General features: G+C 41.5%; 15 protein-coding genes. 7 read left to right on the forward strand and 8 right to left on the reverse strand.

Annotated features, from left to right (window positions below):
- Nucleotides 1-6: 6 nt before the first annotated feature.
- From CJF29_RS01750 to CJF29_RS01785, 8 genes are all read right to left on the reverse strand, one after another.
- A complete protein-coding gene (locus tag CJF29_RS01750; protein WP_099145719.1) occupies nucleotides 7-1,626 on the reverse strand; it encodes a DUF4969 domain-containing protein in 1,620 nt (539 codons plus the stop codon).
- A 38-nt stretch (nucleotides 1,627-1,664) separates the two neighbouring features.
- Entirely contained in the window at nucleotides 1,665-3,665 is a 2,001-nt protein-coding gene (locus CJF29_RS01755; RefSeq protein WP_099145720.1) for a RagB/SusD family nutrient uptake outer membrane protein, read from the reverse strand.
- 12 nt (nucleotides 3,666-3,677) lie between these two features.
- Nucleotides 3,678-6,926 (reverse strand): SusC/RagA family TonB-linked outer membrane protein, encoded by a 3,249-nt coding sequence (locus CJF29_RS01760; protein WP_099145721.1) that lies wholly within the window; start codon nucleotides 6,924-6,926, stop codon nucleotides 3,678-3,680.
- Between the two features lie 12 nt (nucleotides 6,927-6,938).
- Entirely contained in the window at nucleotides 6,939-7,874 is a 936-nt protein-coding gene (gene rbsK, locus CJF29_RS01765) for a ribokinase (protein WP_099145722.1), read from the reverse strand.
- A gap of 41 nt (nucleotides 7,875-7,915) precedes the next feature.
- A complete protein-coding gene (gene rbsK, locus CJF29_RS01770; protein ID WP_176553085.1) occupies nucleotides 7,916-8,839 on the reverse strand; it encodes a ribokinase in 924 nt (307 codons plus the stop codon).
- Between the two features lie 227 nt (nucleotides 8,840-9,066).
- Nucleotides 9,067-10,608: a hypothetical protein gene (locus CJF29_RS01775; RefSeq protein WP_074558663.1), complete on the reverse strand. Its 1,542-nt coding sequence runs from the start codon at nucleotides 10,606-10,608 to the stop codon at nucleotides 9,067-9,069.
- Nucleotides 10,609-10,747: 139 nt separating this feature from the next.
- Nucleotides 10,748-11,218 carry a DsbA family protein gene (locus CJF29_RS01780; RefSeq protein WP_074558661.1) on the reverse strand — a complete coding sequence of 157 codons (471 nt, stop codon included), beginning with the start codon at nucleotides 11,216-11,218 and terminating at the stop codon, nucleotides 10,748-10,750.
- Between the two features lie 217 nt (nucleotides 11,219-11,435).
- On the reverse strand, nucleotides 11,436-12,035 hold the full coding sequence (locus tag CJF29_RS01785; RefSeq protein ID WP_074558659.1) for an HU family DNA-binding protein: 600 nt from the start codon (nucleotides 12,033-12,035) through the stop codon (nucleotides 11,436-11,438).
- Nucleotides 12,036-12,353: 318 nt separating this feature from the next.
- Between CJF29_RS01785 and CJF29_RS01790 the strand changes: the two genes are divergently transcribed.
- From CJF29_RS01790 to CJF29_RS01820, 7 genes are all read left to right on the forward strand, one after another.
- The gene (locus tag CJF29_RS01790; RefSeq protein ID WP_008646404.1) at nucleotides 12,354-13,340 is read left to right on the forward strand and encodes a FecR family protein; all 987 of its coding nucleotides are present in this window, start codon (nucleotides 12,354-12,356) and stop codon (nucleotides 13,338-13,340) included.
- 162 nt (nucleotides 13,341-13,502) lie between these two features.
- The gene (locus CJF29_RS01795; protein ID WP_074558657.1) at nucleotides 13,503-16,718 is read left to right on the forward strand and encodes a SusC/RagA family TonB-linked outer membrane protein; all 3,216 of its coding nucleotides are present in this window, start codon (nucleotides 13,503-13,505) and stop codon (nucleotides 16,716-16,718) included.
- Nucleotides 16,719-16,738: 20 nt separating this feature from the next.
- The gene (locus tag CJF29_RS01800) at nucleotides 16,739-18,217 is read left to right on the forward strand and encodes a RagB/SusD family nutrient uptake outer membrane protein (protein ID WP_074558656.1); all 1,479 of its coding nucleotides are present in this window, start codon (nucleotides 16,739-16,741) and stop codon (nucleotides 18,215-18,217) included.
- 23 nt (nucleotides 18,218-18,240) lie between these two features.
- Nucleotides 18,241-19,317, forward strand: a complete 1,077-nt coding sequence (locus CJF29_RS01805) for a cellulase family glycosylhydrolase (protein WP_008776977.1) — start codon at nucleotides 18,241-18,243, stop codon at nucleotides 19,315-19,317.
- 36 nt (nucleotides 19,318-19,353) lie between these two features.
- On the forward strand, nucleotides 19,354-21,231 hold the full coding sequence (locus CJF29_RS01810; protein ID WP_099145764.1) for a hypothetical protein: 1,878 nt from the start codon (nucleotides 19,354-19,356) through the stop codon (nucleotides 21,229-21,231).
- 26 nt (nucleotides 21,232-21,257) lie between these two features.
- Nucleotides 21,258-23,147, forward strand: a complete 1,890-nt coding sequence (locus CJF29_RS01815) for a hypothetical protein (RefSeq protein WP_099145724.1) — start codon at nucleotides 21,258-21,260, stop codon at nucleotides 23,145-23,147.
- Between the two features lie 39 nt (nucleotides 23,148-23,186).
- Nucleotides 23,187-26,441, forward strand: a complete 3,255-nt coding sequence (locus CJF29_RS01820; RefSeq protein WP_099145725.1) for a DUF5107 domain-containing protein — start codon at nucleotides 23,187-23,189, stop codon at nucleotides 26,439-26,441.
- The last annotated feature ends 51 nt before the right edge of the window (nucleotides 26,442-26,492 follow it).

A 26,492-nucleotide genomic window follows, 5' to 3' on the forward strand; every position in this document is an offset into this window, starting at 1 on the left:
GCGTTTTTATAGGTTATTTCCAATATTCTCGATTGTATTGCTAGTTAATGCTTGTTGTGGAGAGTAGGTTACTTTATAAAGTATACCTCCTTGGGCATTAAGAGTCTGCTTTTCCATAGTAGCGGTTCCTTCTTTAATAAATGTACCGTTACTGTCATACCGTCCCGAAATAATATCTCCGAATGTACCATTTTCAAATTTGAATTGGGAATCATTCAATGCATAAACGAGTAGATAACTACCCATATCCAGTGCGAATCCTAATGAAGCATTGTTAGTAAGGAATGTAATTTGTACTCCAGTAGTACGTATCTCCTGTTCTTTGTTGTCCATTGGTCTATTGTCACTAATATTAAATGCGGCAAAATTCTCCGGTTTGACTTTGGCAACATCCATATAAGCGGCAGCCAAACCTTTTATTAGCCTTCGGGTTACTTCGGTGAACTCTTTTTCTTGTAAATCCCAGGTGTAAATTCCATGATCTATCTGATCTGGTTCAGTTGTATTATTTATAAAAAAATTACTGGTAGCCAGATCATAGATATCATATCCTCCTCCTAAGGCAAATGTTGTTAATATAAGGCTTGGACTATTGGAATAACTACCTTTATTCTCAGCAACTAATGCATAGTTACCAGCTATTGATGCATAGGCAATTACTTCATTTTTGAGTGATTTAAGATTATCTTTATAGGCATCGACTCCGATAAAGTCAATTCCTTCTAAATCGAATATGTCTTTGGGACGTGCATTATTTGCTTCTGGAAATGGATTAACTCCATCACCATATATTAGATTGACACGGGTAACTACTTTATAGGAACTGTTTTTAACAGCTTTTCCAACTATATTCAACGCATTTGTAATCATTGTCCATGCTTTTTCCTTAGTGAGAGAAGTTCCGTCTCGATATTTCAAATCTTTTTGTTCCAGTCTCCAACGCATTAAGGCGTCAGGCTCATTGTGAATTTGAGCCGAGATTACTGGATGTTTCTCTCCGTTTTGTGAGTCCCAGTATCGGATATGGTTGAATAATGCGGTAATGGCCTTTGTTTCTTTTTCCAATACCCACTTATCGTCGAGAATCATTGTATATTGATAGCCATAGTAGTTCCAAAAACTACCTTCGTCATTGCGGCTTAGCCTTTTGTCATATTCCCGGAGAACATATTGAGGGACTAGATAGGAGAATGAATCTCCTACCATATTTGTGCTAAACCAAAGCAATTCCATTTTTAGATTATACTTATTGGTGAATTGTAAGATTGAATTTACAATGCTATAATCATATTGGTTTTCTTTAGGCTCTATCATATTCCATGGGATGGGAACTTGTACACAGTTTAACCCTAGCTCATGAGCTTTTTTGAAATAGTTTTCAATCTCATTAATGGTCATTTTGTCACAATAGAGGAGCGCATCAAGCCGAATTTGTGCTCCGAGAAATGGGAAAGGTTTACCATCAACTGAGACGTATGTTTTGTTATTTTCGGTTATCAGTTTACTCACCTCTATTTGGGGTAGTACTGATTCGACATATTTCTCATTATTGTTGTCGGAACATGCTATAGCAAACATCGAAAAGAAAACTAATGTATAAGTTAGTATAATTATTCTTCTGTACATAATGATTTTTAATTATTTAGTTAATAGTAATATTGAGTTTATTGAGGTGTTCCTCCTCCGGTCATGGGCCATCCCGGGTTTGGGTAGATAGGTGAAGTATTCAAGTCACCTCCTGATGAAGTAACCAGGAAATGTTCAGCGGCTATTGGGTCTAAATAATGAGCCATATTCCATTTATAGCCATTATAAGCAATATTATTGGCTGTAATATGATAAGGAGCAAGATAGGTGCTGAAGCTTCGTGGTGAGACATTTTCCCCTTCTTTTAAGATTGAATTTCCATTGGCGTCTTTATACCAGTCCCAGCTATACATCTCTTGCCATAGGTTCATTCCTAATATATGATAAGGAACCGTAATCATCTGATCCATAGAACGCCACCGGTGTAAATCCATGCTGCGCAATCCTTCTGCCATCAGTTCGCATCTTCTTTCACGACGGATATTATAACGTGTAGCATTAATGATTTCACCACCGGAGTAAGCTCCCCAGTCAGTTTCTGCTTCTTTCTCCATATTGGTTAGTCTGATCGTCTTTTCATAATCTTCGTCAATACCAGCTCTGCGGCGGATGGCTTTCCAGTATTTTTCTGCATACGAATCTAGTGAACCGTGGCGTTCATAATATGCTTCTATATAATTGAGATATGCTTCGGCAGTACGGAACACAATAGAACCGACAATGCTTTGGGTGTTGTTGGTGTATTTTCCGTCAGGATTCAAACCTTTGCGTAAAGCGTATCCGGTGTTGTATTTCTCTGTGACGGAAGAAGCAGTGATATTAGGTCCCCATTCTTCTTCAACACCATGGTCACCTGCCGGAGTGTGTAAGTTTTTCTGTCCTGGCTTTTTGATGAATATATCAGCTCGGGTATCTCTGTTTTTAGTAATATGTGTAAGATTGTTGTCACCCCAATAAGAAGAGTTCTCATCTGCCCACATTGGAGATACATAGATGGGTTCTCCATTTCTAAGAATAAATGCATCAACCATACTTTTCGTAGTTCCTACTCCGTTATTTCCAACGCATCCGTATTGACAGACCTCATTGACAACCCCTAATCCGGTGTTATAACGTCTCCATAATAGCACTTCATCATATTTTTCCATATCTATGTCACAAAACATGCTGAAATAGGGGTTCTCCGGTTCGGAAGAACTTTGAGGGAATTTTCCAGTATTCGTTGTTAATATGTTGTGCTTTTCTGCAACAGTCAGGGCTGCTTCAATCGCTTCGTCAAAGAAAAAATCAACTTCTTTGTCTATACTTCCGGTTTTGAAGGTATAGCTGGCATTGTAGTCTTTTTTTGCTCCCGGCCATCCGGAGCCATTAGGGACAAAAGCTGTTCCCTTAAAGTTTTTCAGCCATGAACCTTCGTACAGGGCAACTCTTGATTTAAATAGGATGGCGCAGTCTTTATTTAAACGATTTTTTCCTCCTGTCGGCGCTTTGTCTTGCATCATCTCAATCGCTTTATCTAAATCTGATAAGATAAATCGTGCAACCTCATTACGAGGGGCACGTTTGCTGACTTCTATCAGAACTTCACGTTCATCGGGATAGGTTTTTGTAATGATAGGAAAATCCCCTAATGACTTTAGTCTTTCGAAATACATAAATGCTCTAAAGAAATACATTTCTCCGATATAATGTTTGATATTGGTTGCATTCCCTACAATAGCATTGGCTTCGTATGAAGGAAGTACATTTTCGAAGAAGTAATTGCACCTGTAAATATCTCCGAAGTACCAAGAACCACCTTCCTGTCCAACTTTCCAGTATCCCGGAGCATATATTACATTTGGTTGTATACCTGCCATATTATCAGTGTTGTTATCATTTTCAAAGGTTCCGTACCCATAAGTACCATGTGTGGGAAGCACTTGATATTGGTCTGTAGCAAAAGCCGCAATATTACTTTCTGTTGTCAGGTACTCATTGGGAGAGAGCTGATCGAGAGGTTCTTGATTTAGAAAATCATTGCAACTTGCCAGAATAAGCATGCTGCTCAATAACGTTGATATAGTAAGCTTTTTCATATTTTTCTGTTTTTAGAATGTTACATTAAGTCCGAAAGAATAGGTTCTGGAGAGTGGGTAGACATTTCCGTGTCCCCAACTACCTCCTTCGATGGATTCTGGGTCGAAGAAGTCAATCATGCTGGTGATAGTCAGTAGGTTTTCACCTGATACGAAGATTCTCAGGTTTTGTATACCCATTTTTTGGACTATATTATGCGGTAAATTATATCCAATCTGAAGATTTTTTAAGCGCATATAAGATGCATCCTGTAGGTATTTGCTTTGTGATTGTTGGTTTTTATCCGTATTGAAGAGTGGTCTCGGATAGTAAGAATTCAGATTCACTCCTAAAGGACTACTCTCGTCATTCCGGAAATAATTCTCATGTCCTTTTAATGCTGTAGAGAACCAAGGTCCCTGACGCCCATTTGCTCCCCAAAAATAATAGCTTCCTTGGAAATAGTCTCTTTTTAGTGTACCTTGCCAAAACATTCTGATATCGAATCCTTTCCAGTCTGCTACCAGTTCTAATCCTAGATTGTAACGGGGAGTAGAATTTCCAATTCTTTTCAAGTCACCATGATCTTGCAATGTGCGGCTACCGGCGTCTATTTTTCCGTCCTCATTCAGGTCTTTATACATAATATCCCCGGCTTTCCAGTCTTGTCCCAAATTGCTCTGTCCGCCATTAGTCAATCTTCCAATATGCTCGTTCATTTCCTGATCGGTTTGGGCTATGCCGATTGTCTCATATCCCCATATTTCGCCTGCGTACTTGCCTGTATAATATCCGTCTATCAATCCCGAAGGATTTGAGTAACGGGTAATCTGGGTACGGCTATCCGCCAATGTAAAACGGGCGCTGTAATTCAATCCGTTGTTAAGTCGGTCTTTCCACATTAATTCCAGTTCCCAACCGTATGTTTTAAGGTTGGTATTGTTGGAACTGGGAACTGCCGTACCAAGAACTAGCGGTAGTTTTTCCGAAGGGCCTACCATATCATCTGTTTTGCGGATGTAGTAGTCGAATGAACCGGTCAATCGGTTATTGAACAGACCGAAATCTATTCCCATATTCCAAGTGCGAATCTTTTCCCAGGAGAGATTATAGCTAACAAGTGACGGTGCCCAAGCAATGTTGGCTACAGTCCCGTCAATAATCCAACTGCCTGCCCCGGTTCCGATTGTAGAATATGTGGGGTATAATAGAGAAGTATTCTGATTGCCGAGGCTACCATAAGAGGCCCTGACTTTTAATGTGTTGACAGCTTTCGTTACAGGTTGGAAGAACTGTTCTCTCGCTATATTCCAGCCGAGTGATGCGGACGGGAAAAATCCCCATCGGCTGTCACTGCGGAAGCGTGAGGAGCCGTCGTAGCGTAAATTTACCTCTAGAAGATATTTTTCTTGAAAATCATAATTTAATCTTCCGAAGAATCCGGCTGTTGCCCATCTACTGTGCCCTCCTGCTACATTAGGAGCTACTTTCTGATTATTCGAATCTATTCCTGTAGAGGTGTTGATTGTTGGTTTACCCGGATAAGTGACACCCAGTTTTTCGGCAGCTAAATCCTTGTAGTTGTTTTGTTCTGCTTGGAAACCGAAGAGAACTTTTGTATGATGTGATTTGGCGAATGTTTTTGTATAATCGGTATAGAGATTGATGTTGAAATAGTCACTGGCATAGCTCCCTTCATGTACCTGTGAGTCATTATTCCATGTATTGCCTTTCGTTTTTCCATCTACACCTGTCTGATGCACGGTCAGGTAGTCCCAGTGAGAATATTGTGTGTTGTATCGGTAACTTAAATCTCCTACCATACGCCAGCCTTTGATTGGTTCTATTGTAATATTTAATTGTTGGTATAGCCAGGTATTTCGTTCTTGTTTTTCGCCTCCATTCTTCATTTGAAGAACATGGTCGTCATATAGATTGCCATTCGGATCATATAAGGGTTTAGTGGGCCAACATTGTCGTCCGATTTCTGCAAAAAAGTTATTATCCAAGTGTGTAGGTTGCGTATAATCGCTCCTGATAAATCGAGTGTTGAATCCGACTGATACCATTTTTGATAGTTGAGCGTTGATCTTCGCAGATGCGGTATATCTGTTTGAGTTTTCATCTCCAATTCTGAGTTCTCCGTCCTGTCCTAAGTAATTGGCGGACAGATAATATTGTATCTTTTCGCTTCCACCGGTTACACTGATGTTATGTTCATTGGCAAATACATTATCTTTAAAGAAGTAATCATAATAGTCGATATTATCATTCCCTTGCGAATATCCGTCTGCCCACAAAGAAGGATTATTGGGAACAGGTATGGTTGAGGTGGTGATTTTTCCATCCATATAATTTTTGATACGGTTTATACGTTCTTCTGAAACCCAGTTGTAGGGTCCCCATCCAGAATTGGCTGCTGCGTCGTTATAGAATAGGGCGAATTTGTAAGAATCAAGGGAAGAAGGCATGTTGATAGGGCTGCTTATGCGAAAACTATTATTATAGTTTACTTGTGCTTTTCCGGCTTTTCCTTTTTTGGTAGTAACCAGTATAACTCCGAATGGGGCTCTTGAACCATAAATTGAAGAAGCTGCAGCATCTTTTAGGACGGAAACGGACTCAATATCTTGTGGATTAATAGAGTAAATATCACCTTCCATACCATCTATTAGTATTAAGGCGCTTCCTGTGGAACCTTCTCCAATGGTCCCGATTCCACGCACATTGATAGATTGCTTCTGGTTAAGTCCACCTCCTTGGGTGCTATAAATATTTAATCCGGGCACTTGCCCTTGTAATGCTTGGACGGCATTTGTAACGGGGATCGCTTCAAAAGCTTTTTGGTCGATGACTCCGACTGAACCTGTCAGATTAATTTTTTTCTGGGTACCGTAACCTACGACAACTACTTCGTCCAGCAAATGGTCATCTACCTCTAATGTGACATTTATTACTTTTTTATCTCCTACTGAAAACTGTGCTGTTTTGAATCCGATAAAGCTAAATTCAATAGTGGCACTGGGATCTGCTTTGACTTGATAATATCCGTTTGCGTCTGTGACTGTCCCTAAAGTTGTATTTCCGTTTTTTATTATTACAGAAACTCCCAACATAGCTTCTCCATTATTGTCCTTGATTGTTCCCGATACATAATTCTGGGCATAAATATTCGTCGAACATACGAGTAGGAAACTTAATAATATGAGCTTATATCTCATCTTGAATGTTGCTTGTTGAGCAACTTTCCCTAAAAGGGTAGAATGTTGATTGTTTTTCATGGTTCATTAAATTTAAAAATTGAATGATAAGGCTAAATCTTTTTCTAACATGAAGTGTTTTACTTCGTCGAGAGTTGGGATAGAAGGTTGTGCACCCGATCGTGTGACTGCAATTGCTGCTGCAGCATTTGCAAAATTGAGTGCTTCCTGATCTATTTCCTTTTGGGCACAGATGACAGCTAGTGCTCCGCAGAATGTGTCTCCGGCTGCAATTGTATCAATTGTATTTACTTTATAGCCGGGAAGCTGGATGGTTTCTTTTTGGTTCTTCATATATACTCCCTGACTTCCTAGTGTGATTACAACGTTGCACGCACCTGTCTCCATTAATGTCTGAGCAATATTTTCAAGGTTATCTCCTGTATATTCTATACCGGAAATGAATGCTGCTTCCAACTCGTTGACAACTAATATATTAATAGCTTTCATCAGCTCCTCGTCAATTAGGCAGGCGGGTGCAGGATTAAACAGTACTTTTTTGCCTTTTTGTCTGGCTAATAGAGCTATATTTTTATTAGTTTCATAGGGTATTTCAGCTTGTAGAACGATAATATCCGCTGCGTCGATTACTTCGGAGAAATGTGCAATTGATCCGGGTAGCAAAGAATAGTTGGCTCCGGGGGCCACTGCTATGCAGTTCTCACCACTATTGGCAACAAAGATGAGTGCAGTTCCTGTGGGGTGATTCACGTCATCAATGATGTAATCTGTAGTGATACCTTCTTTTTTAAAGTGTTTCTTTAAAATATCCGCATACATATCATTTCCCAAAGAAGTGATAAATGTGACAGAACCACCAAGCCTGGCTGCTGCTACAGCTTGATTGGCTCCTTTCCCTCCAAGGGACTGCATAAAATTGGCATCTCCAACTGTTTCGCCGGGTGCCGGGAGATGGTTGACCTGTGCAACCATATCGATGTTTGAACTTCCAATAACTACTACTTTCATTTGAATCAGATTTATGTGATTAACCTAGGTTTCTCTTTGTTTTATAGAACTATTTCTCTCTTGTATGGAATAGCGCTTTGTGCACCGATGCGTGTCACGGCAAGAGCAGCTGCTGCATTGGCGAATGTGACAGATTCCGCCAGTGAATGTCCTTCGGACAGATAGACACTGAATGCTCCACAAAATACATCTCCGGCACCAGTTGTGTCTATTGTCTCTACTTCTTTGGCAGGAATCATGGCATATTGGTCTTTTTCTTTCACGTATGCTCCATCTTTTCCTAGAGTGATGACAACATTTTCTATACCTTTTTCTCCGATAGCCTCAGCTGCTCGGTGGGCACTGTCAATATCCATCACCTTAATACCCGACAGCATTTCTGCTTCAATACGATTAGGGAGTATGGTATGTACATTGTTGAGGAAAGAATTACTCAATGTAGAGGCCGGTGCCGGGTTGAGTATTACTTTCTTGTTATATTTCTTTGCAATAGTGGCTGCATATTCCACCGTTTCTATAGGTATTTCGAGTTGCATTAAGATAATATCAGCTTCCTTGATTTTTTCTTCAGCTTTATTGATATCTTCAATAGAGAGGGAACGGCTTGCACCTGGCGCAACGATAATACTGTTCTCTCCGAAAGAGTCAACAGAGATGAGTGCTACGCCTGACGGACTTTTTTGGTCGGTGAAGATAAAATCGGTGTTAATCTTTTCCGATTTATATATTTCTAATGCTTGTAATCCGAATAAATCATATCCGACTTTGGAGATGAAAGTTACTTCGGCTCCCAAGCGGGATGCTGCAATAGCTTGGTTGGCACCTTTACCTCCGGGATTCATATAAAAAGTGCCTCCTAATATGGTTTCACCTGGTACAGGCAGTCGGTTGGCTTTCACAACCATGTCTGTGTTGCAACTTCCAATTACTACTACCTTAGGTTTGTGAATAGATATAGTTTCCATGGTATTAAGAATTAAAACAATGCAAATGAAAGAAATAAAGATGCATCATTTTCTACATTAATAATTGATTTATATAATTTCAAAGAGGATATAATGTGATAGATTGTCTTTAATAACAAGAAGATATAGAATAGTGATATGAGAACATTTTATATAATAACAAAGAGAAAAAGGAGATTTGAAAAGTGCTTTTTTATGCTGGGGAAATGCCTTTAGAATCTTTGATTTTAAAATTCTTTAGCATTTGTGCGCCATCCGAGGACCTCGGAAAGCTTTTCTTTCCGGATTTTCGATTCCATCCATGCTGTGAAATCAAAGATGCGTAAAAGCTGGTTCTCGTATTTATCATTATATAGCTCCTGGATTTCCGGAGACAGCTTTTCCCAAAAGGCTTCCCGATCTTTGCGCAGGATAGGGAGGTTCCTTTTATTCAGGAACCATAGAATAATTCGTTCAGTCTTAAATGTCTGTTCTTTCGGTGAAGAAAGACTTCGGGTAATGGAACGTGATTCGTGCCGGATCAGTTCGTATTCTTGTGTTTCGTAATAAGCGATGAGGCGAACCAGACGAATGGTTCTCATCAATGGGAGGTATTTAATATTATGGTCGACAATAGCGTTACTTATATATTTTTTGGCTGCTTTATAGTTCTGATTACCAATATGTACAATCGTTGTATAAAGCAATAGTTCACTTTTGCGTATAGGACTTAGCCAGGCTTCTTTGTCGTAGAGCGTCTCCTGATAACGATTCATGACCTCTGTACAGTTTAAGAAATCTCCTTTGTCCAAATAAGGGAACAGTTCGTACTGAAAGAGCAGGCAGGTGGCATTTACTTTAAATTCAAGAGAAGAATCTTCAGCTATCAGTCTTTTTAATTTTTCCAGAAAGTACGGCATTTCGTTGTAGTTGCCTACTGAACGTAAACTTCCGAGCACTCCTTCGAGCACTGACAAATAATAAATGGGTGGATTCGACCAAAACTGTTGGTTCTGTTCAAACAAAGAATTCAGTTCCTTGTATGAGTTTAGGGCGGCTCTGTAATCTCCCGCTCCCATTAAATAGTTTGCTTGAAAAAGTTTATGGTTTCGTGTCAATTCAAAATTTCCCTCCGCATCTGAAGAAGCGGCTATATAAAGTTCGTTGACCATGAGGTCATTCATATCCTGTTTCTGTTTTGAAGTCCGTATCGCCCCGATATGAGAGAGACGATATTTCAGTAAATTGTGTAGTGAGGATTGCTCCGTTATCTTTCGGATTTTCTTTAAAGATTCATTCTGAATAAAATGCTTGTGAAAAAGTTCCTGTTCTGTCATGTTAGGGAAATTCAGCCGTAGCAGATATTCCAGTTCCTGTTTCAGAGCAATCGTCAGAATTTCGTTATTCTCATAAAATTGTGCTTGCTCTATTGTATTGGATAAAATCTCGAAACACTCTTCGAATAGAGAGCGTTCATAAAGCATACGGGCTTTGCATAGATCATTTAGCAAATCATAGTAGATGTCTTTCTTCTTTCTTAATGTGAGTAGCGTATCTACCAGTTTCTCATATAAATATTGAATGGATACTTCGAAAGAACCTTTAGGTCTGCGCTTATAAAATTCTTCTTTCACTGCATTTCCATTGGGCTGTTTGCCCTTTGTGATAATATCATAAATAACCAGATAGTCTTTCTCCTCCTTATCTTTGACGACTTGCAAAGAGAAGTGTTTCTTTTCAGATTTCGATAGTGAATATATTAAGGAAATAACGGAATCGACTCTTTTCATGAAGCCCTTTCGATTAGTATTAGGTTGCAATAATCGGGAATTTCTGTGAGAAAAACAAGTTATTTGAGAAATTAACAAATCCAGCTTAAGCTCATTTAAGCCGGATTTGTCTTTAAATATTAATCATTCATACGATTTCTTATGCTGCTGGATCCGGTGCTTCACCACCACCTTCTCCGCTGCCTCCATTTCCATTGTCAGGCGTACCGGAACTATTGGTTTTAGAGCTATCCAACTTTTGGATACTTATCGATTTTATCATACCTTTAAACATACTTCCGGGAGTGAAAATAATTTTACGGTTCTTTAAAGTTTCCGTAGTTACCTCTTTTTCATCATCCTGACTTTTACACCCGAAAGAAGGGCGGAAAGTTCCGAATTCTCCAAGGCTGACTGATGCCCCGATTTCCATATACGTTATCAGTGAATCAATCAATCCATCGAGGACGGATTTTACAGTACCGCGTGGAACGAATCCTACTTTTGTTACTTGATCGCATAGCATTTTAAAATCAACAGTAACCACGTTGAATGGTTTAGCTACATACTTTTCGGCTTTTTCCTTATCAAAGCCAAAGGTCGTTTTCTTGACTACATATTTCAGTGCCATAATTCTTAATAGTTTTAATCGTTAGTAAATCTAGTTATTATTTTGTGATCACATTGCAAAGATATGGTGTCTCAAATTGCTGGGCAAGCGATTTTGAAGAAGTGCGTTCACAAAATAATTAATATTGAGATAATTCCTTGTGGTATAACTGTTTGTATGTTTTATATTCTTTACGTTTATTGATGTTATCCGAAATGTAGAGCGTAAACTGTATGTTTTACCTTTTTAAATATACTACTGTCTTGCCTCCTCCATATTTTCGTATTATTCCCTCTTCTATATATTTATTCAATAATCCAATTGCCTTGTCCCGGTTTATTCCAGCCAGTCTCATAAAATCTGTTCGGGTGATGCAGCCTTGTTCTTCCAAGTGTTGTATAAGGACGGTACGGCAATTGTCTTCATTAAGACTGCCATCGTTACGGTAGGGAGATTCCATACGTTCCAACTGTAACGGTTCCATGCTTTCGCGGAATTTTTTGTTGATACGGAGGTTTATTTTGTTCAGGTGGATGGAAGGAGAACGAATTTCTTTCTTTTCCATAACCGGTCGGCCGCATTTCAGCGATAAAGAGAAATGGCCCAGTTCTCCAACTTCTACAGTCCAACCTTGTTTTAACCAATGTTGTAATTCATCAGTAATAGCTTGCAGGCATCCTTCAATGGTGGCTTGGCTGAAGCCATTACTTTTAGATACTAACTCTATGAATTTCTTGGCATCAAGAGTTCCTGATGGAATCACTCGTGCGTGAAGTGGCTGCTGCTCATCCTTTTTTTGTGGGTTGCCACTGGCATAAAGATCATAATAAACACTCATGTTTTATTTTGTTTTTAGTTATTCAGTAAATATTGTCTCCGATTGCATGATTTTATTCGTCGGACTATAGTCCGACGCAACGTTAACTATAGTGTTCCTTTCGTTGGACTATAGTCCGATGAAAGATAGACTACAGTCCGACGAATTAATTTGTGCACTCAAAGTTATTATTTTTTTCGGGTATAGGTACTAGTTTGTGCATTAAACAAGAAAATAGGTTTCTTTTATGCATGTTATAAAAAAAAAGCTAAGCTCTTTCAGGGTAATTCAAAAGTTACGGGTCTATTTAATAAAAGAGCTTATAAAACACATTTAAATATGGAAGACATTTATATTATCATATCTAAATATCTATTGGGAACTGCTTCTCCGCAGGAGGAGAAAGAAATCATGGAATGGCGGAATGCTGATGCCGGGCACGAACAGGAATTTCAGGAACTGTGCGAGAGCTGGCAGATAGCTCATGCGGGAATACACCCGGTAATTCCTGATAAAGAACGTGTGTGGGGAAAGATAATGAGTAATCTGAATCTGGTGAAACCTGTGAAGATGTACACGCGGCGGTTGTTGTATCGGGCAGTGGGAATTGCTGCTATGCTGGCACTGGTGTTGGGCTTCTCACTCTCTCTGCTGGTTTCGGAAGAGGAAGAAGTAGGATTAGTCTCATTTACAGCTCCTGTTGGCCAGAAAGCTGAAGTCAGTTTGCCGGATGGCACTAAAGTTTGGTTGAATTCCGGTTCTACTTTGACCTATTCTACGGATTATGCCAAAGACCGCCGTTCTGTAAAATTGAACGGACAGGCCTTTTTTGATGTGGTGCGAGACAGTAAGAGACAGTTTGATGTATCAGTGGGTGATGTGAAAGTGTTGGTTCATGGTACGGCATTCGATGTCAATGGATATGGAGACCATTCAGAATTGGAAGTTGTACTGCTTAGAGGGCACGTGACGGTTGTCTCGGCTTTAACGGACAAGCTGCTGGCAGATATGAAACCCAATCAGAAAGCCATTATTCCTTTGCGTGAAATGGAGAAGTGTAAATTGGCGGCTTGCGATGCTGAAGTAGAATCTGTATGGCGATTGGGCAAGCTGAAAATTGAAAATGAGAATCTGCAGGAAATAGTTCAAAAAATGGAACGATGGTATGGCATCAAAATTCAATTACATGATGTACCGGAAAATAAACGTTATTGGATGACAATTAAAACAGAATCTTTGCGAGAGATGCTTGAGATCATTAATCGGGTGACTCCGATTACATACACTATTAACGGAGAGGAGGTGAGCATAACCGGAAGAAAGTAATCGAAGAATAAAAAAGGACGCAGAAGAGTGCCATCTTCCACGTCCGAAGAGCAAAACCTGCGTATGTATGCTATCCGTCAGACGGATGGCACAGGTATAGCCTTGCTTTATGCAGACAAAGGTAATAATTAATTCCTTTATTTAACCTTAAATGAGTTTACAATGTTGAAGCTAAAACAAATATTATGTAGCATTCTTGTTTTGGGCAGCCTGCTTTCCAGCCCTTCGCTATGGGCGCAGAAAGAGACTAAAGTCAATATCGCTGCCAGGCAGATTTCTTTAAAAAAACTGATACAAGCTGTTGAAAAACAGACAGATTATACTTTTGTGTTCGATAATTCTATCCCTCTGTCACGTATTGTTTCCCTGAAAGGAGGTTCTCAATATCTTTCGGATGTGTTGAAACAGGCCTTTGATAAAAGTGACATTGCGTATGAAATAGTAGGCAAACAGATTGTTTTACAAAAGGTGCAGACGAAGACCAACCGGACGATTTCGGGTGTGGTGAAAGATGAGCAGGGAGAAGCGGTCATCGGAGCGAGCGTATTGGTAAAAGGTACCACCAACGGTACGGTTACCGATTTTAACGGAAAGTTTGAGTTGCAGAATGTACCAGAAAGTGCCACTATTGATGTGACGTTTATAGGTTACGCCCCACAGAGCAAAAAGGTGGTGGCCGGAGTACGTTCAATGAATTTCGTTCTTGAAGAAGATACAGAGACATTGGATGAAGTAGTAGTGGTAGGTTACGGCGTACAACGCAAACGGGACCTTTCCGGTTCGATAGCTTCCGTCAAAGGCGATATCATTACTGAATATGCAAATACTTCTGTTGCGTCAGCATTACAGGGGCGCGTGTCAGGCGTACAGATTCAGCAAACTAATGGCCAGCCGGGAGCCGGAATACAAGTGAGGGTACGTGGTTCTAATTCTATTCGGGGTGACAATGAACCGCTTTGGATTATCAACGGATTTCCGGGTGACATTAATATGATTAATACGGCCGATATCGAATCTGTTGAAGTGATGAAAGATGCTTCCGCAACTGCTATCTATGGTTCACGTGGTGCCAATGGTGTCATTCTGATTACGACGAAGCAAGCTAAAGAGGGGAAGATTACCGTGGAATACAATGCCAGCTTCGGTGTGCAGAGTCTGGCTAAAGAACTTGAGCTGCTCGATGCTTGGGAATATATGAGCTATCTGAATGAAAAAGCAGCGATTAATAATCAGCCGACGATATATACCGATGAAGAGATTAAATCTACCCGGCATAGTACCAACTGGCAGCGTGAACTGTTTCGTAATGCCCTCGTTACCGACCACTCTGTGAATGTCTCTGGTGGTACGGAAAAAGTTCAGGGAACGTTAGGCGCCAGCTATTTCGATCAGCAAGGTATCGTGAAGGAAAGTGGCTATAAACGTATGTCTATCCGTTCGAGCCTGAATTATCATATATCAAAATATGTCACCGTGTCGAGCAACTTGATTTTCAGCCGCTCCAATCATAATCAGATGAATTCGCAGGGAGGTAGCCGGGGAACGTCTGTTATCGGTTCTACACTGATTCTGCCGCCAACAGCGACACCTCATTATGACGACGGAACTTGGAATGACTTCCAGACACAACCGATTGCACCGGTAAATCCGTTGGCTTATGTGAAAGAAGTGGATAATAAATGGTACGCCAACCGGATTATGGCAAATGCTTCATTGACAATAAAACCGATAGACGGACTTTCAATTCAGTTATCTGCCAACGTTAACAATAACCAGAATCGCAAAGATTATTACAAATCATTGCAATACCCTAATTCACAAGGGGCTGCCTCTATTACATTTGGAGAAACAGTCGGTATCACAAGTAATAATATCATAACCTATAATAAGAGTTTTCTAAAAAAACACCATTTGAGTGTGATGGGTGGTTTTACCTACGAACAGAGTACATCGAAAACTGCGGGAACGGGTACGGCCGAAGGCTTCTTGAGTGATGTGACCGAAACCTATGACATGGATGCAGCTACCGTTAAGGGGCTGCCGACATCTTCTTATTCAGATTGGCGCTTGTTCTCATTTCTGGGACGTGTCAACTATAATTATGCTGATCGCTATCTGTTGACTGCCAGTCTTCGTGCTGACGGTTCCTCACGTTATAGTAAAGGAAACAAATGGGGATACTTCCCTTCAGCAGCAGCGGCCTGGCGTCTTTCGCAAGAGTCTTTTCTGCGTGATGTAGAGTGGCTTTCGGATCTAAAGTTCCGTTTGAGTTACGGAGTGACCGGTAGCACTGCCATCTCACCGTATTCTACGCAGAACACATTGAGGACGGAAAATGTAGTATTCGATAAGAATACAACAGTGGCGTATGTCCCGTCAGATACCTACACCGGCGATTTGAAATGGGAAACAACCTCACAGTTTAATGTGGGGGTTGATCTGTCCCTGTTTAATAATCGTCTCCGCATGACTGCGGATTACTATCGGAAGAAAACGACTGATTTGCTGAACAATGTAGAGATGCCTCGTTCAAGTGGATACACCACTGCCCTGCGTAACATCGGTTCCATCCGTAACTCGGGGTTTGAGTTGCAACTCGACGGGCGGATTATTGATCGTGCTGTGAAATGGGATTTGGGTGTCAACTTCTCGCTTAATCGCAGCAAAGTGTTAGTCCTTTCGGAAGATAAGGATATTTTCGGTGGCGAATTGGATAACACCATTCTGAAAGACCAGCTCAATCTGATGCGTGTGGGTGAGCCAATGTATGTTTTCTACGGATATGTTGAAGATGGATACGATGAGAACGGTCATATCGTATATAAGAATATGGATGACGATCCTGCCATCACAGCAGCAGACAAGACCATCATCGGTGATCCTAATCCTGATTTTCTGGTCAATCTAACTACAGCAGTCAGTTATAAAGGGTTTACGCTAAGCGCTTTCTTCCAGAGTTCAATAGGTAATGATATATATTCGCTTAGTATGGCTGCACAAGCTTATGATTATGGATATAACGGGAATACGTTGCGCGAGGTGTACTACAATCACTGGACCCCCGAGAATCCTACCGCAAAATATCCCAATCTCGACCAGACTTCCTATAAAATGTCCGACCGGTTTGTTTATGACGGCAGCTTCGTCAGACTGAAAAACCTCGAATTGGCCTACGATGTACCTTGTGCCCGTAGCAAATTCATCAAGCGCGCCCGTGTCTATGTGAGTGCCCAAAACCTGTTTACTATTACGAGCTACCCTTTCTGGGATCCGGATATAAATGCCAATGGTGGTGGAAGCTCGATGATTCAGGGGGTAGATTCGTATTGTTATCCTAGTGCCCGTACTTATACGATTGGATGCCGACTCACTTTCTAACATATAAAAATTGATGTCTTATGAAAAAATTATTGATATATATTGCCGCTTTTGCTATGATACTGGCAATGAACACATCCTGTGAAGATATGGGCTCTTTGGAAGAACATCCGAAGAAAGTGGATGCAACGACTTTTATGGCGAATGCCAAAGAAGTGGAGAGTGTTATCAATTCCATCTATTTCCAACTCCGTCGTGATCCGGGATTCAGCCGTTATCTGATTGTTCTGGAAGAAGGACTGGCGGATTATTGTATTGGAAGAGGTAACTATGCCACAGCTTATGATACCGGGCTTACCAGTGGTGGGGTGGGCTTCTCCAAAGACAGCTGGGCGGTGTTGTATCGTGCCATTCGTTTTGCCAATAATATTCTTGACGGTATAGGTAATACTCCACTCTCGCAACAGGAGTATAACAACCTCACCGGGGAAACACGTTTTCTACGTGCATTCGCCTATTCATGGCTGGCACGAAATTGGGGCGCCGTTCCTTTTTTCGATGAACAGAACATGAATGACTTTAATAAACCCCGTACTCCGGAAGCTGATATCTGGAAGTTTGTGATTGATGAGGCCGATTATGCTGCATCCAATCTACCGGAAGTGGCTAAATCTGCCGGACGTCCTTCGCGTTATGCCGCATTGGCATTGAAAACAGAAGCTTGTCTCTATGCCGGTCGTTATGAAGAAGCGGCTGAAGCAGCCGGTTTAATTATTTCATCCAAACGATATTCTCTGGTTGAGGTTGGCAAAGCGGATGATTTCCTCGACCTTTACGGTCATACAGCTAATGCCACTTCTGAAGAAATTTTCTATATAAAGTTCAACCGCGATAGTGGATCGACCATCGCCTATATGTATCTCTGCAAGCCCAATCCTTTCGTGAATATGGGAGCTGTAGGAATTTATACCGATTATCAGAAGAATAAATTTATTCAGAATTGGGACCAGAATGATTTACGCTATCAGTTCGGATTGTATAAACAAACGCAGAATGGAACACTCAATGCACTGACTAAAACGGGTATGGTCTGCTCGAAATTCAGAGATTCGGAATGGACAGGGAGCAGTACAACTTCCAATGACAACCCGGTATATCGTTATGCTGATATTCTGCTTTATTATGCAGAAGCTGTTTGTCGCTGGAAAGGAGCTCCTACCGATGATGCCATGGAAAAATTGAATATGGTGCGGCGACGTGCTTACGGACAGAAACCGACACAAGCTTCTTCTTCAGACTACAAACTGGCTGATTATGCAAGTAAAGATGCTTTCCTTGCACTGGTGTTGCAGGAGCGTGGCTACGAAACGATTTTTGAGGGTAAACGCTACAATGACCTGAAGCGTTGTGGAAAGCTTGCAGAAGCAGCTTTGGCTGCCGGACGTATTTCGGCTTTATCCGAAGTGGGAGATGCAGCCTACTGGTGGCCTATCCCTACCGATGAATTTAATTATAATATGGCATTGGATCAGACAAAAGACCAGAATCCTGGGTATTAACAACTTAATTAATTTGATTTCTTATGAATAGATTGAATATACTGATTGTAACAATTCTCTTTTTATTGACAACAACCGGTTGTGCCCAACAGGCTGAAAGATGGTCGACGGAAAAAGCAAACGCATGGTACGCATCTCAAAAATGGCCGGTGGGTATCAACTACGTTACTGCTACGGCAATCAATCAGTTTGAGATGTGGCAAGAGGAGACTTTTGATCCGAAAACCATGGAGTTGGAGTTGGGACGTGCCGGGGAACTCGGATTCAATACGGTACGCATATTCCTGCATGATATGGTGTGGGAAGCGGATCCGGCAGGGTTTAAACAACGACTGGATACATTTCTGGGTATCTGTCAGAAACATGGTATGCGTGCCATCGTCACTTTCTTTACGAATGGCGGGCGTTTTGAGAGTCCGAAACTCGGTGTACAACCGGCTTCTGTACAGGGTGTTCATAACTCTCAATGGATACAGAGTCCCGGAGCGCCATCCGTCAATGATCCGTCAACGTATCCGCGTCTGGAACGTTACGTGAAAGATGTGATGACTACCTTTAAAGCAGATGATCGTATTTTATTGTGGTGTTTATATAACGAACCGGAAAACTTCAAGCAGAAAGCACACAGTATGCCATTGTTGCGCGAAGTGTTCCGTTGGGCGCGTGAGGTGAATCCCTCGCAACCGCTGTCGTCTCCGATATGGATTTATCCCGGAGGACATGGCACACGCAGTAATTTGCCGATTATCAGTTTTCTGGGTGAGAATTGTGACGTTATGACCTTTCACTGTTATTATGGACCTGAAGAAATGGAAAAATTCATCGCTTTCATGAGGCAGTTTGATCGTCCGGTTATCTGTCAGGAGTATATGGGACGTCCTCGTTCAACTTTTGAAGAAATAATGCCGATTCTTAAACGTGAAAAGGTAGGTGCCATCAGTTGGGGATTGACAGCAGGAAAGTGTAATTTCCATTTACAGTGGTCGAGCAAGGCCGGAGATCCGGAACCTGAAATTTGGTTTCATGATATATTCCGTCTGGATGGTACACCTTATAGTCAACAAGAAATTGATTTTATAAAAAGTATGACTTCAAACTGATAGATAACGGATTGAATAAATAAAAGAATGAATATGATGAAAAAGTTAAAAACTCATAGATACCTTTTGGTAACAGTGATGGGGCTTCTCGTTGCTTGTACATCTTATACCTCAACGGATGAGTGGCCCAATCCGCGCCCTAATTCAAATCCTGACCCTGAACCGGTCACTAGAGAGATTACCTCTATTCAGTCGCTCAATAAAAGTGAAAATGTAGCAGTGAACTCTCATGCGGATGAATGGGGGAATAGTTCTCTCGAATTAGACTATCGCCGGTTGCTGACTTTGGAAAGTCCGGCACTGTCGGCTGTGAATGCTCTTTATCCCCGTATCAAGAAATTAGGTGATGGGACCTATTTGCTATTATACCAGCAGGGACCACAGGCTTGGAATGTCTATTATGCTTTAAGTACTAATCTGATTACATGGCAGAATGCATCCAGTCCTCTGTTTCAGAGCGAAAGTGCCCAACAAACTTCCGGTGCCAGTGATACACGCTGTTTCTCATCATGTGATGCAGTCGTTCTGGCAAATAAGGATATTTTGGCATTCGCTTCCTTTCGCTTGAATCAGGGATACAGGGTCGATCCGCAGAGTAATGGCATTATGATGAGGCGTTCTTCCGATAATGGACGTACCTGGTCGACTGCCCAGATTATTTATCAGGGAACGACTTGGGAACCTTATGCATTACAACTTCGTTCGGGTGAAATACAGGTCTATTTTACGGATAGCGAGCCTCTCACAGCCGATTCGGGGACTGCCATGCTGCGCTCTATGGATAATGGGCGGACATGGACGGTCGTTGGAAAGGTGATCCGTCAAAAGACTGGACTGGCTATAGATGGTTCGGGCAAACAAATTTATTCGGATCAGATGCCTTCTGCCCGCGAATTAAATAATTCGACGAAGATTGCAGTAGCTACAGAAACACGTTTCAGAGATGAAGGCGACGTTTATCATATTTCAATGGCGTGGAGCTCCGACAACTGGGCTTCGGCTCCATTGACCGGAGATGAAGTAGGGCCTTCGGACCGTAAACTCAATTTTGTGCAGAAGGCTGCAGCACCTTATCTGGTACAATTCCCCTCGGGAGAGACTGTCTTGTCGTACAATGCTTCTTCTCTCTTTACCATGCAGGTGGGTAACGCAGAGGCTTCCCAATGGGGAGAAACGTATCAGCCATTCAGTGGAAAAGGATATTGGGGAGCAACGGAAATTATTGATCCGCATACTCTTGTAGCTGCCATGCCTGCTACTTTTGTCAATAGCGAGAATAAAGATGCTGCCCGTATTCAGATTGGACAGTTTGTTTTGAATCATCGGATTAATGCTTCCGGAATGACACCGGTGATAGACGCCGACAATTCGGATTGGAGTGCAGTCAGTGATGCACTATTTATCGGAAGTGTGTCCACTACACAAGCCGTGTTCCGCTTTGCTTATGATGCAGAAAATGTATATTGTCTGGTGGAACGTCTTGATAAAGACTTGACTACAGACGACAGCATGGAATTGATTTTTCAGGGTGGAGATGCTACCGGAACTCCTCTTAAAATCTCTCTTATTCCGGATGCAGTTCAATATACCATTAAATGTAGTCATTCTTCAGTAACTTGTAAAGGTGCGGTTCATGGAACTTTTGGTGATACGGCAGCCGATAAGGGATATGTAGTCGAAATGGCTATTCCACGGACTTTACTTCGGGTGCTGGCCGACCGTTTGATGTTTAATGCTACCTTATACGATCAGAATGGTAGTGATACCTTCACTGGACTGACTGCTACGAATTATGAGAAATGGTTACCAATCGTTTTGAAAGCTGCTACGGATCCTGAACCTCTCCCGGGGGAAGGAGATACCGGTACCGGACCGTCCTGGAATAATGGCGATACGGAAGGTACATGGAAATAATGATAACATTTTAAATTTGCGAGACCATGAAAAAAAATAAAATCCTGATTCTTCTGGTAATTGGTTTATCATTGGGTAGTTGTGTGCAAACTGATGACGAGGCGTTTTCTCCGGAACCGGCCGTAAAAGGAGGAGAAAAATCCATTACGGCCATTTGTGCTGTTACCGCCACAACACGCACGTCGCTTAATGCATCCATGAATGTGGTTTGGACCCAAAATGATGAGATACGGCTGTTTGGCACTTCAACACCGAATGGAGCTGTTTATACTACTTCTGCCAGTAGTGTTCGTACCGCTGTTTTTGACCCGGTGGACACTTCTGTAGATGATGCCATCCGATATGCTGTTTATCCGGCGTCGGCTGCGTCAGGCAGCCAACTTGAAGGTACGACACTTGCTGTTGACTTTTCGGCACTTGCCGGACAGAAATGGATGGGTGCGTTCAATGCCGATAGTGAAATATCATCTTTGCCGATGGCGGCAGCCTCTGATGGTGAAGCCTTCTCTTTTAAGAATCTGTGTGGTGGAGTACGACTACAGCTGACTGATTATCAATTAATGGGAATTAGTATTAAGTCTGTAGCAGTACGCGGTAATGACGGAGAACAGGTGTCGGGTATAGCTGATGTTAATGTAGCGGATGGAATCGTATCACTTCGGAAGTCTTCCACTCCTTCTGCTGCGGCTACTGCATTGGTTACTTGTGATACAAGCGTACCTCTTTCTACGGATAATAATCCCTCGGCTCATACAGACTTTGTTTTATTTCTTCCTGCGGTAAATTATACCAAAGGGTTGACTTTCGTCATAACGGATGCTGCCGGACGGATTTACGAACAAGCAACTCCGGGCGCTTTCACTATTGAAGTCGGAGTTGTAAAACCGATGGAATTGTTGCCGGTGACGTTGTATTATGGTAAGGCAAACTGTTATCGTACGGCATCTGCTGGAACACTTGAAATAGATGTTACACCTTATTATTCATTGGCAGGAGATTATACTTATGAAAATCGTCCGAGAGTGAATGTCAATGGGGAATTGGTAGATAAGGCTGTGTCTGCGGCTGTTTTGTGGACACAAACGAATTCGTCTTCATCAGGAGATGTTCTTTCTGCTGTTCCTGCATTGGAGGGAACTACTTTAAAAGTCCCTGTAAGCGGCGTGAAAGGAAATGCCCTTGTGGCTATTCGAGATGCATCGGGCAAGAATGTATGGTCTTTCCATATTTGGGTGACTGAAGCATCGGATCTTACCTATATTAACGAGGAACGGGGAACGTTCAAAATGATGGATCGTAATTTGGGTGCAACTTCTGTTACTCCTAAAGACCAGAATGCTTATGGTGCATGGTATCAGTGGGGGCGCAAAGATCCGTTCCCGCGTCCGCTTGATATTGTCCGTTCGAGTGCGACGACTGTGAGTGATAAGGAATTAACTGCCAATGCAACCACTTCTGCCGAAGTAGGAACTGTGAGTTATACTATCTCCAATCCTGATACAAGAATCTTTTCTGCGAATGACTGGCATAATGAATGGCGGAATAACGGACTGTGGGGAAATTCAGACGGTTTGACTAAGAATGTAAAGACTGTGTATGATCCTTGTCCGGAAGGCTATTGTGTGCCCGATCAGAATTGCTATCAGGGATTCACCTTTACTTCAAAAACGGAATGTGATAGCAATTACGGGCATCTGTTTGTGATTGATGGTTCGCAAACTTCTTACTTCCCGACAGGAGGCTATCTGGATAAGGGAACTAATAAGATTGCTTATCAGGAATATCGGGGATATCAATGGACTAGTAATCCAGGAACAACAGGAGCTTATTACTTCTATTATAATAATGCAAATCTTAATTTTACAGGTATGGATCGTGCTTCGGCAGCATCTGTCCGTTGCGTCAGGATGGAGTAAAATGAAAGATATTTTTTAATCATAATAATACATGCACTCATGAAATATTTCAATATTTTGTTTCTGATTTTGTTTCTTACTACAAGCGCAAAAGCGCAATCGGTCAAGGTGTCTGTAAGCAAAGTCAGTATTCCGACATACACAGAACCGGAGCGTGAAGAATTGCCGATGTTTGCCGAAAACAGGGTACACCAGCGTTCGAGTGGCAATCCTTATCCTAATAAAATCGTTCTGAAAGTGAATCGGGAACAAAAAGTGGATAAAGAATATACGCTTATCAAATTAGAGAATGAATATTTGGAACTACAAATATTGCCGGAAATTGGAGGTAAGATATATGCTGCCAAAGATAAAACGAATGGATATGATTTTTTCTATAAGAACCATGTCATAAAACCTGCTCTTATCGGTGCTTTGGGCTCGTGGATTTCCGGTGGACTGGAGTTTAACTGGCCTTTTCATCATCGGGCTTCGTCTTTTATGCCCACTGATTATGAAATAGAAAAACTGCCGGGGGGTGGAGTGATCGTTTGGGTTTCGGAACATGATCCGACAGACCGGATGAAAGGTATGGTTGGCATTGTGCTTAACCCCGGTGAGTCTATCTTTGAAACGAGAGTCAAATTGTCGAATATCACCCCGTTAAGACATTCGTTTTTATGGTGGGAGAATGTGGCGGTACCTTCGAATAAGAATTATGAGATATTCTTTCCGCACGATGTAAGCCATGTGTTTTTCCATTACAAACGTTCGGTTACTACTTATCCGGTTGCAACAAATGCGGCAGGAATATTTAACGGTATTCGTTATGACGGTGCAGTTGATATAAGCAAGCATAAGAATACGATTCAGCCTACCTCTTATTTTAGTGCGGCATCACAGTATGATTTCTTTGGCGGTTATGATACGGGCAGGAAATGCGGGGTTGTACACATCGGAGATCATCACGTATCACCTGGTAAGAAGATGTTTACATGGGCTTACAATCAGTTGTCCCAGTCTTGGGAAAATGCTCTCACAGATACAGATGGAGCCTATTGTGAGTTAATGGCAGGCAGTTATTCTGACAATCAGCCGGACTTTACATGGCTTGAACCGATGGAGACTAAAACCTTCTCGCAATATTGGTTCCCGATCGGAGAAATCGGGGTTCCGGATTTTGCGAACACGACAGGAGCTATATACGTCAAGGATACGATTAAAGTGCAACTGAACAAGACTCGTAATGTGAAGATTACGGTCAAAGGTGATAATCAGATTTTGTATTCAGGAAAAGCTACGGTCAAAGCCAGAGAAGAATATATGCTACCTGCGGATGTAAGAATGAAGTTGGGATATTCAATAGATGTCACCGCTAATGACGGAACTGTTTTAATGTCTTATACAGTGAAGAAACACGATACTTTTAATATTCCTCATACAACACAGGATATGCCGAATATCAAAAAGGTTGAAAGTCCGCATTTGTTGTATCTTGAAGGTTTGCATGTGGACCAATACCGTGATCCTGCCACTAAAGGAGAGAGTTATTATAAAGAAGCTCTTGAACGTGATCCGAATTTTGCTCCTGCATTGATCGCTTTAGGAGAAGCAAAATTACGCAATGCTTTTTACAGTGAGGCTTTGGAATATCTTTTGAGGGCGGAAAAAGTGTTGACACGGTTCAATACGCGTCTTGAAAATGGGAAACTGTACTATTTGTTAGGGCATGTTTATTTAGCGCTCGATGAGCAGGAGAAATCCTATGATTATTTCCGGAAAGCGGCATGGAGCAGTGCTTATGTTTCTTCAGCCATGACTTATGCGGCTATGCTTGACATACGTAAGCTGGAGTATGACAAGGCTGTTCAACATCTTACTACTGCCATTACTTATCATAAAGATAATGCTGTAGCCAATGCGTTGATGATATATGCTTCTTATTTGCAGGGAGATAAAAAAGCATCGGAACGTCAATATTTGTCTGTAGAAGCGAATGATAAACTTAATCATTTGGCACGTTATTTCGGTGTGTTGACCGGTAAAGTTAGTGCCCGGGATTTTATGGAAAAGATACGGACGGATAAGAATCAGGTATGTCTCGATCTTATAGAAACTTTGCTTGTCGCTAATCTGCAGAAAGAGACTGTTTCCCTGATAGAGATGTTGCAAACACACGAACCTCTGATTTTTAGTCTGTCTGCCATATATGCAGATATAAAAGGCGGTTCTCCGAATGATTCGGCAACGGAGGGGATTGCTTTCCCAAGTCGGCGAATTGAAATGAACAGTTTGTCTCATTGGGCAAAACAGGGAAGTCGGAAGGCGCAGTTGCTGTTGGGATGTGCCCTTTACGCCAAAGGACATTATGAGAAGGCAGTCGCTCTTTGGGAAGGCTTGTCCGGTACTGATTATCGTGCTGCACGAAATCTGGCTGTCGCTTACTATTCACACATGGATCGTAAAAATGAAGTGTTACCCTTATTGAAGCAGGCATTATCCTTGAAGCCGAATGACGAACAGTTGATTTTTGAAACGGTCTATGTAATGGGTAAGTTAGGAGTTGCTCCTATTGAACGTATTTCTTTCCTGAATAATCATAAGTCTGTAATTAGCCGCGATGATATTATGCTTGAATGGGCACGAGCTTATAACATGGCAGGACAGGAGGATAAGGCAATAGAACTTCTTAGGGGACGTAACTTTGTCCCGGCTGAAGGTGGAGAACATGCCGTAGCAGAACAGTATATGTTTGCTTATTTCCTGAAAGGGCGTAGATTAATGAAAGAAAATAAAATGCAAGAAGCGGTTGATTGTTTTAAGGCTGCGCAAACTCTGCCTCAAAATCTGGGAGCAGGTTTGTGGAATATCGTTAGATTGGTTCCATTTAAATATTATGAAGCAATCTGTTTGAAATCTTTGGGGCAGGAAGACAAGGCCAATGAGAATTTTGATTTTATAACGGGTATTGAGGTCGATTATTTTAGTAATATGAACTTACCGGAATTGCCATTTTATCAGGCACTTTGTTATCGTGAAACGGGTATGCCTTTCAAGGGGGATATGCTCATCAATTATAAACTGCAAGATTGGAAAGAAGGCATGAAGACTGTTGATGCGGGTTATTTTGCCACTACTCCTTTCTTTATAAGTTTCTGCGATCGTGCCGTACAGCAAAGGAGTGCTTATTATAGTTATTTACTAGCGCTGGCTTATCGCTACACCGGTGATACGAAGCTGGCACAGAAATATATTGAGCAGGCAGCGGTGAGTGATCCTTATGCTCTGAATATTTTTGCAGAAAGACAATTCTGAACGATCTTGTAAAGCTCATTTGGACGCGGATTCATACAGATTTATATTTAG

The organism is Bacteroides celer, assembly GCF_002632415.2.
Lineage (GTDB): Bacteria > Bacteroidota > Bacteroidia > Bacteroidales > Bacteroidaceae > Bacteroides.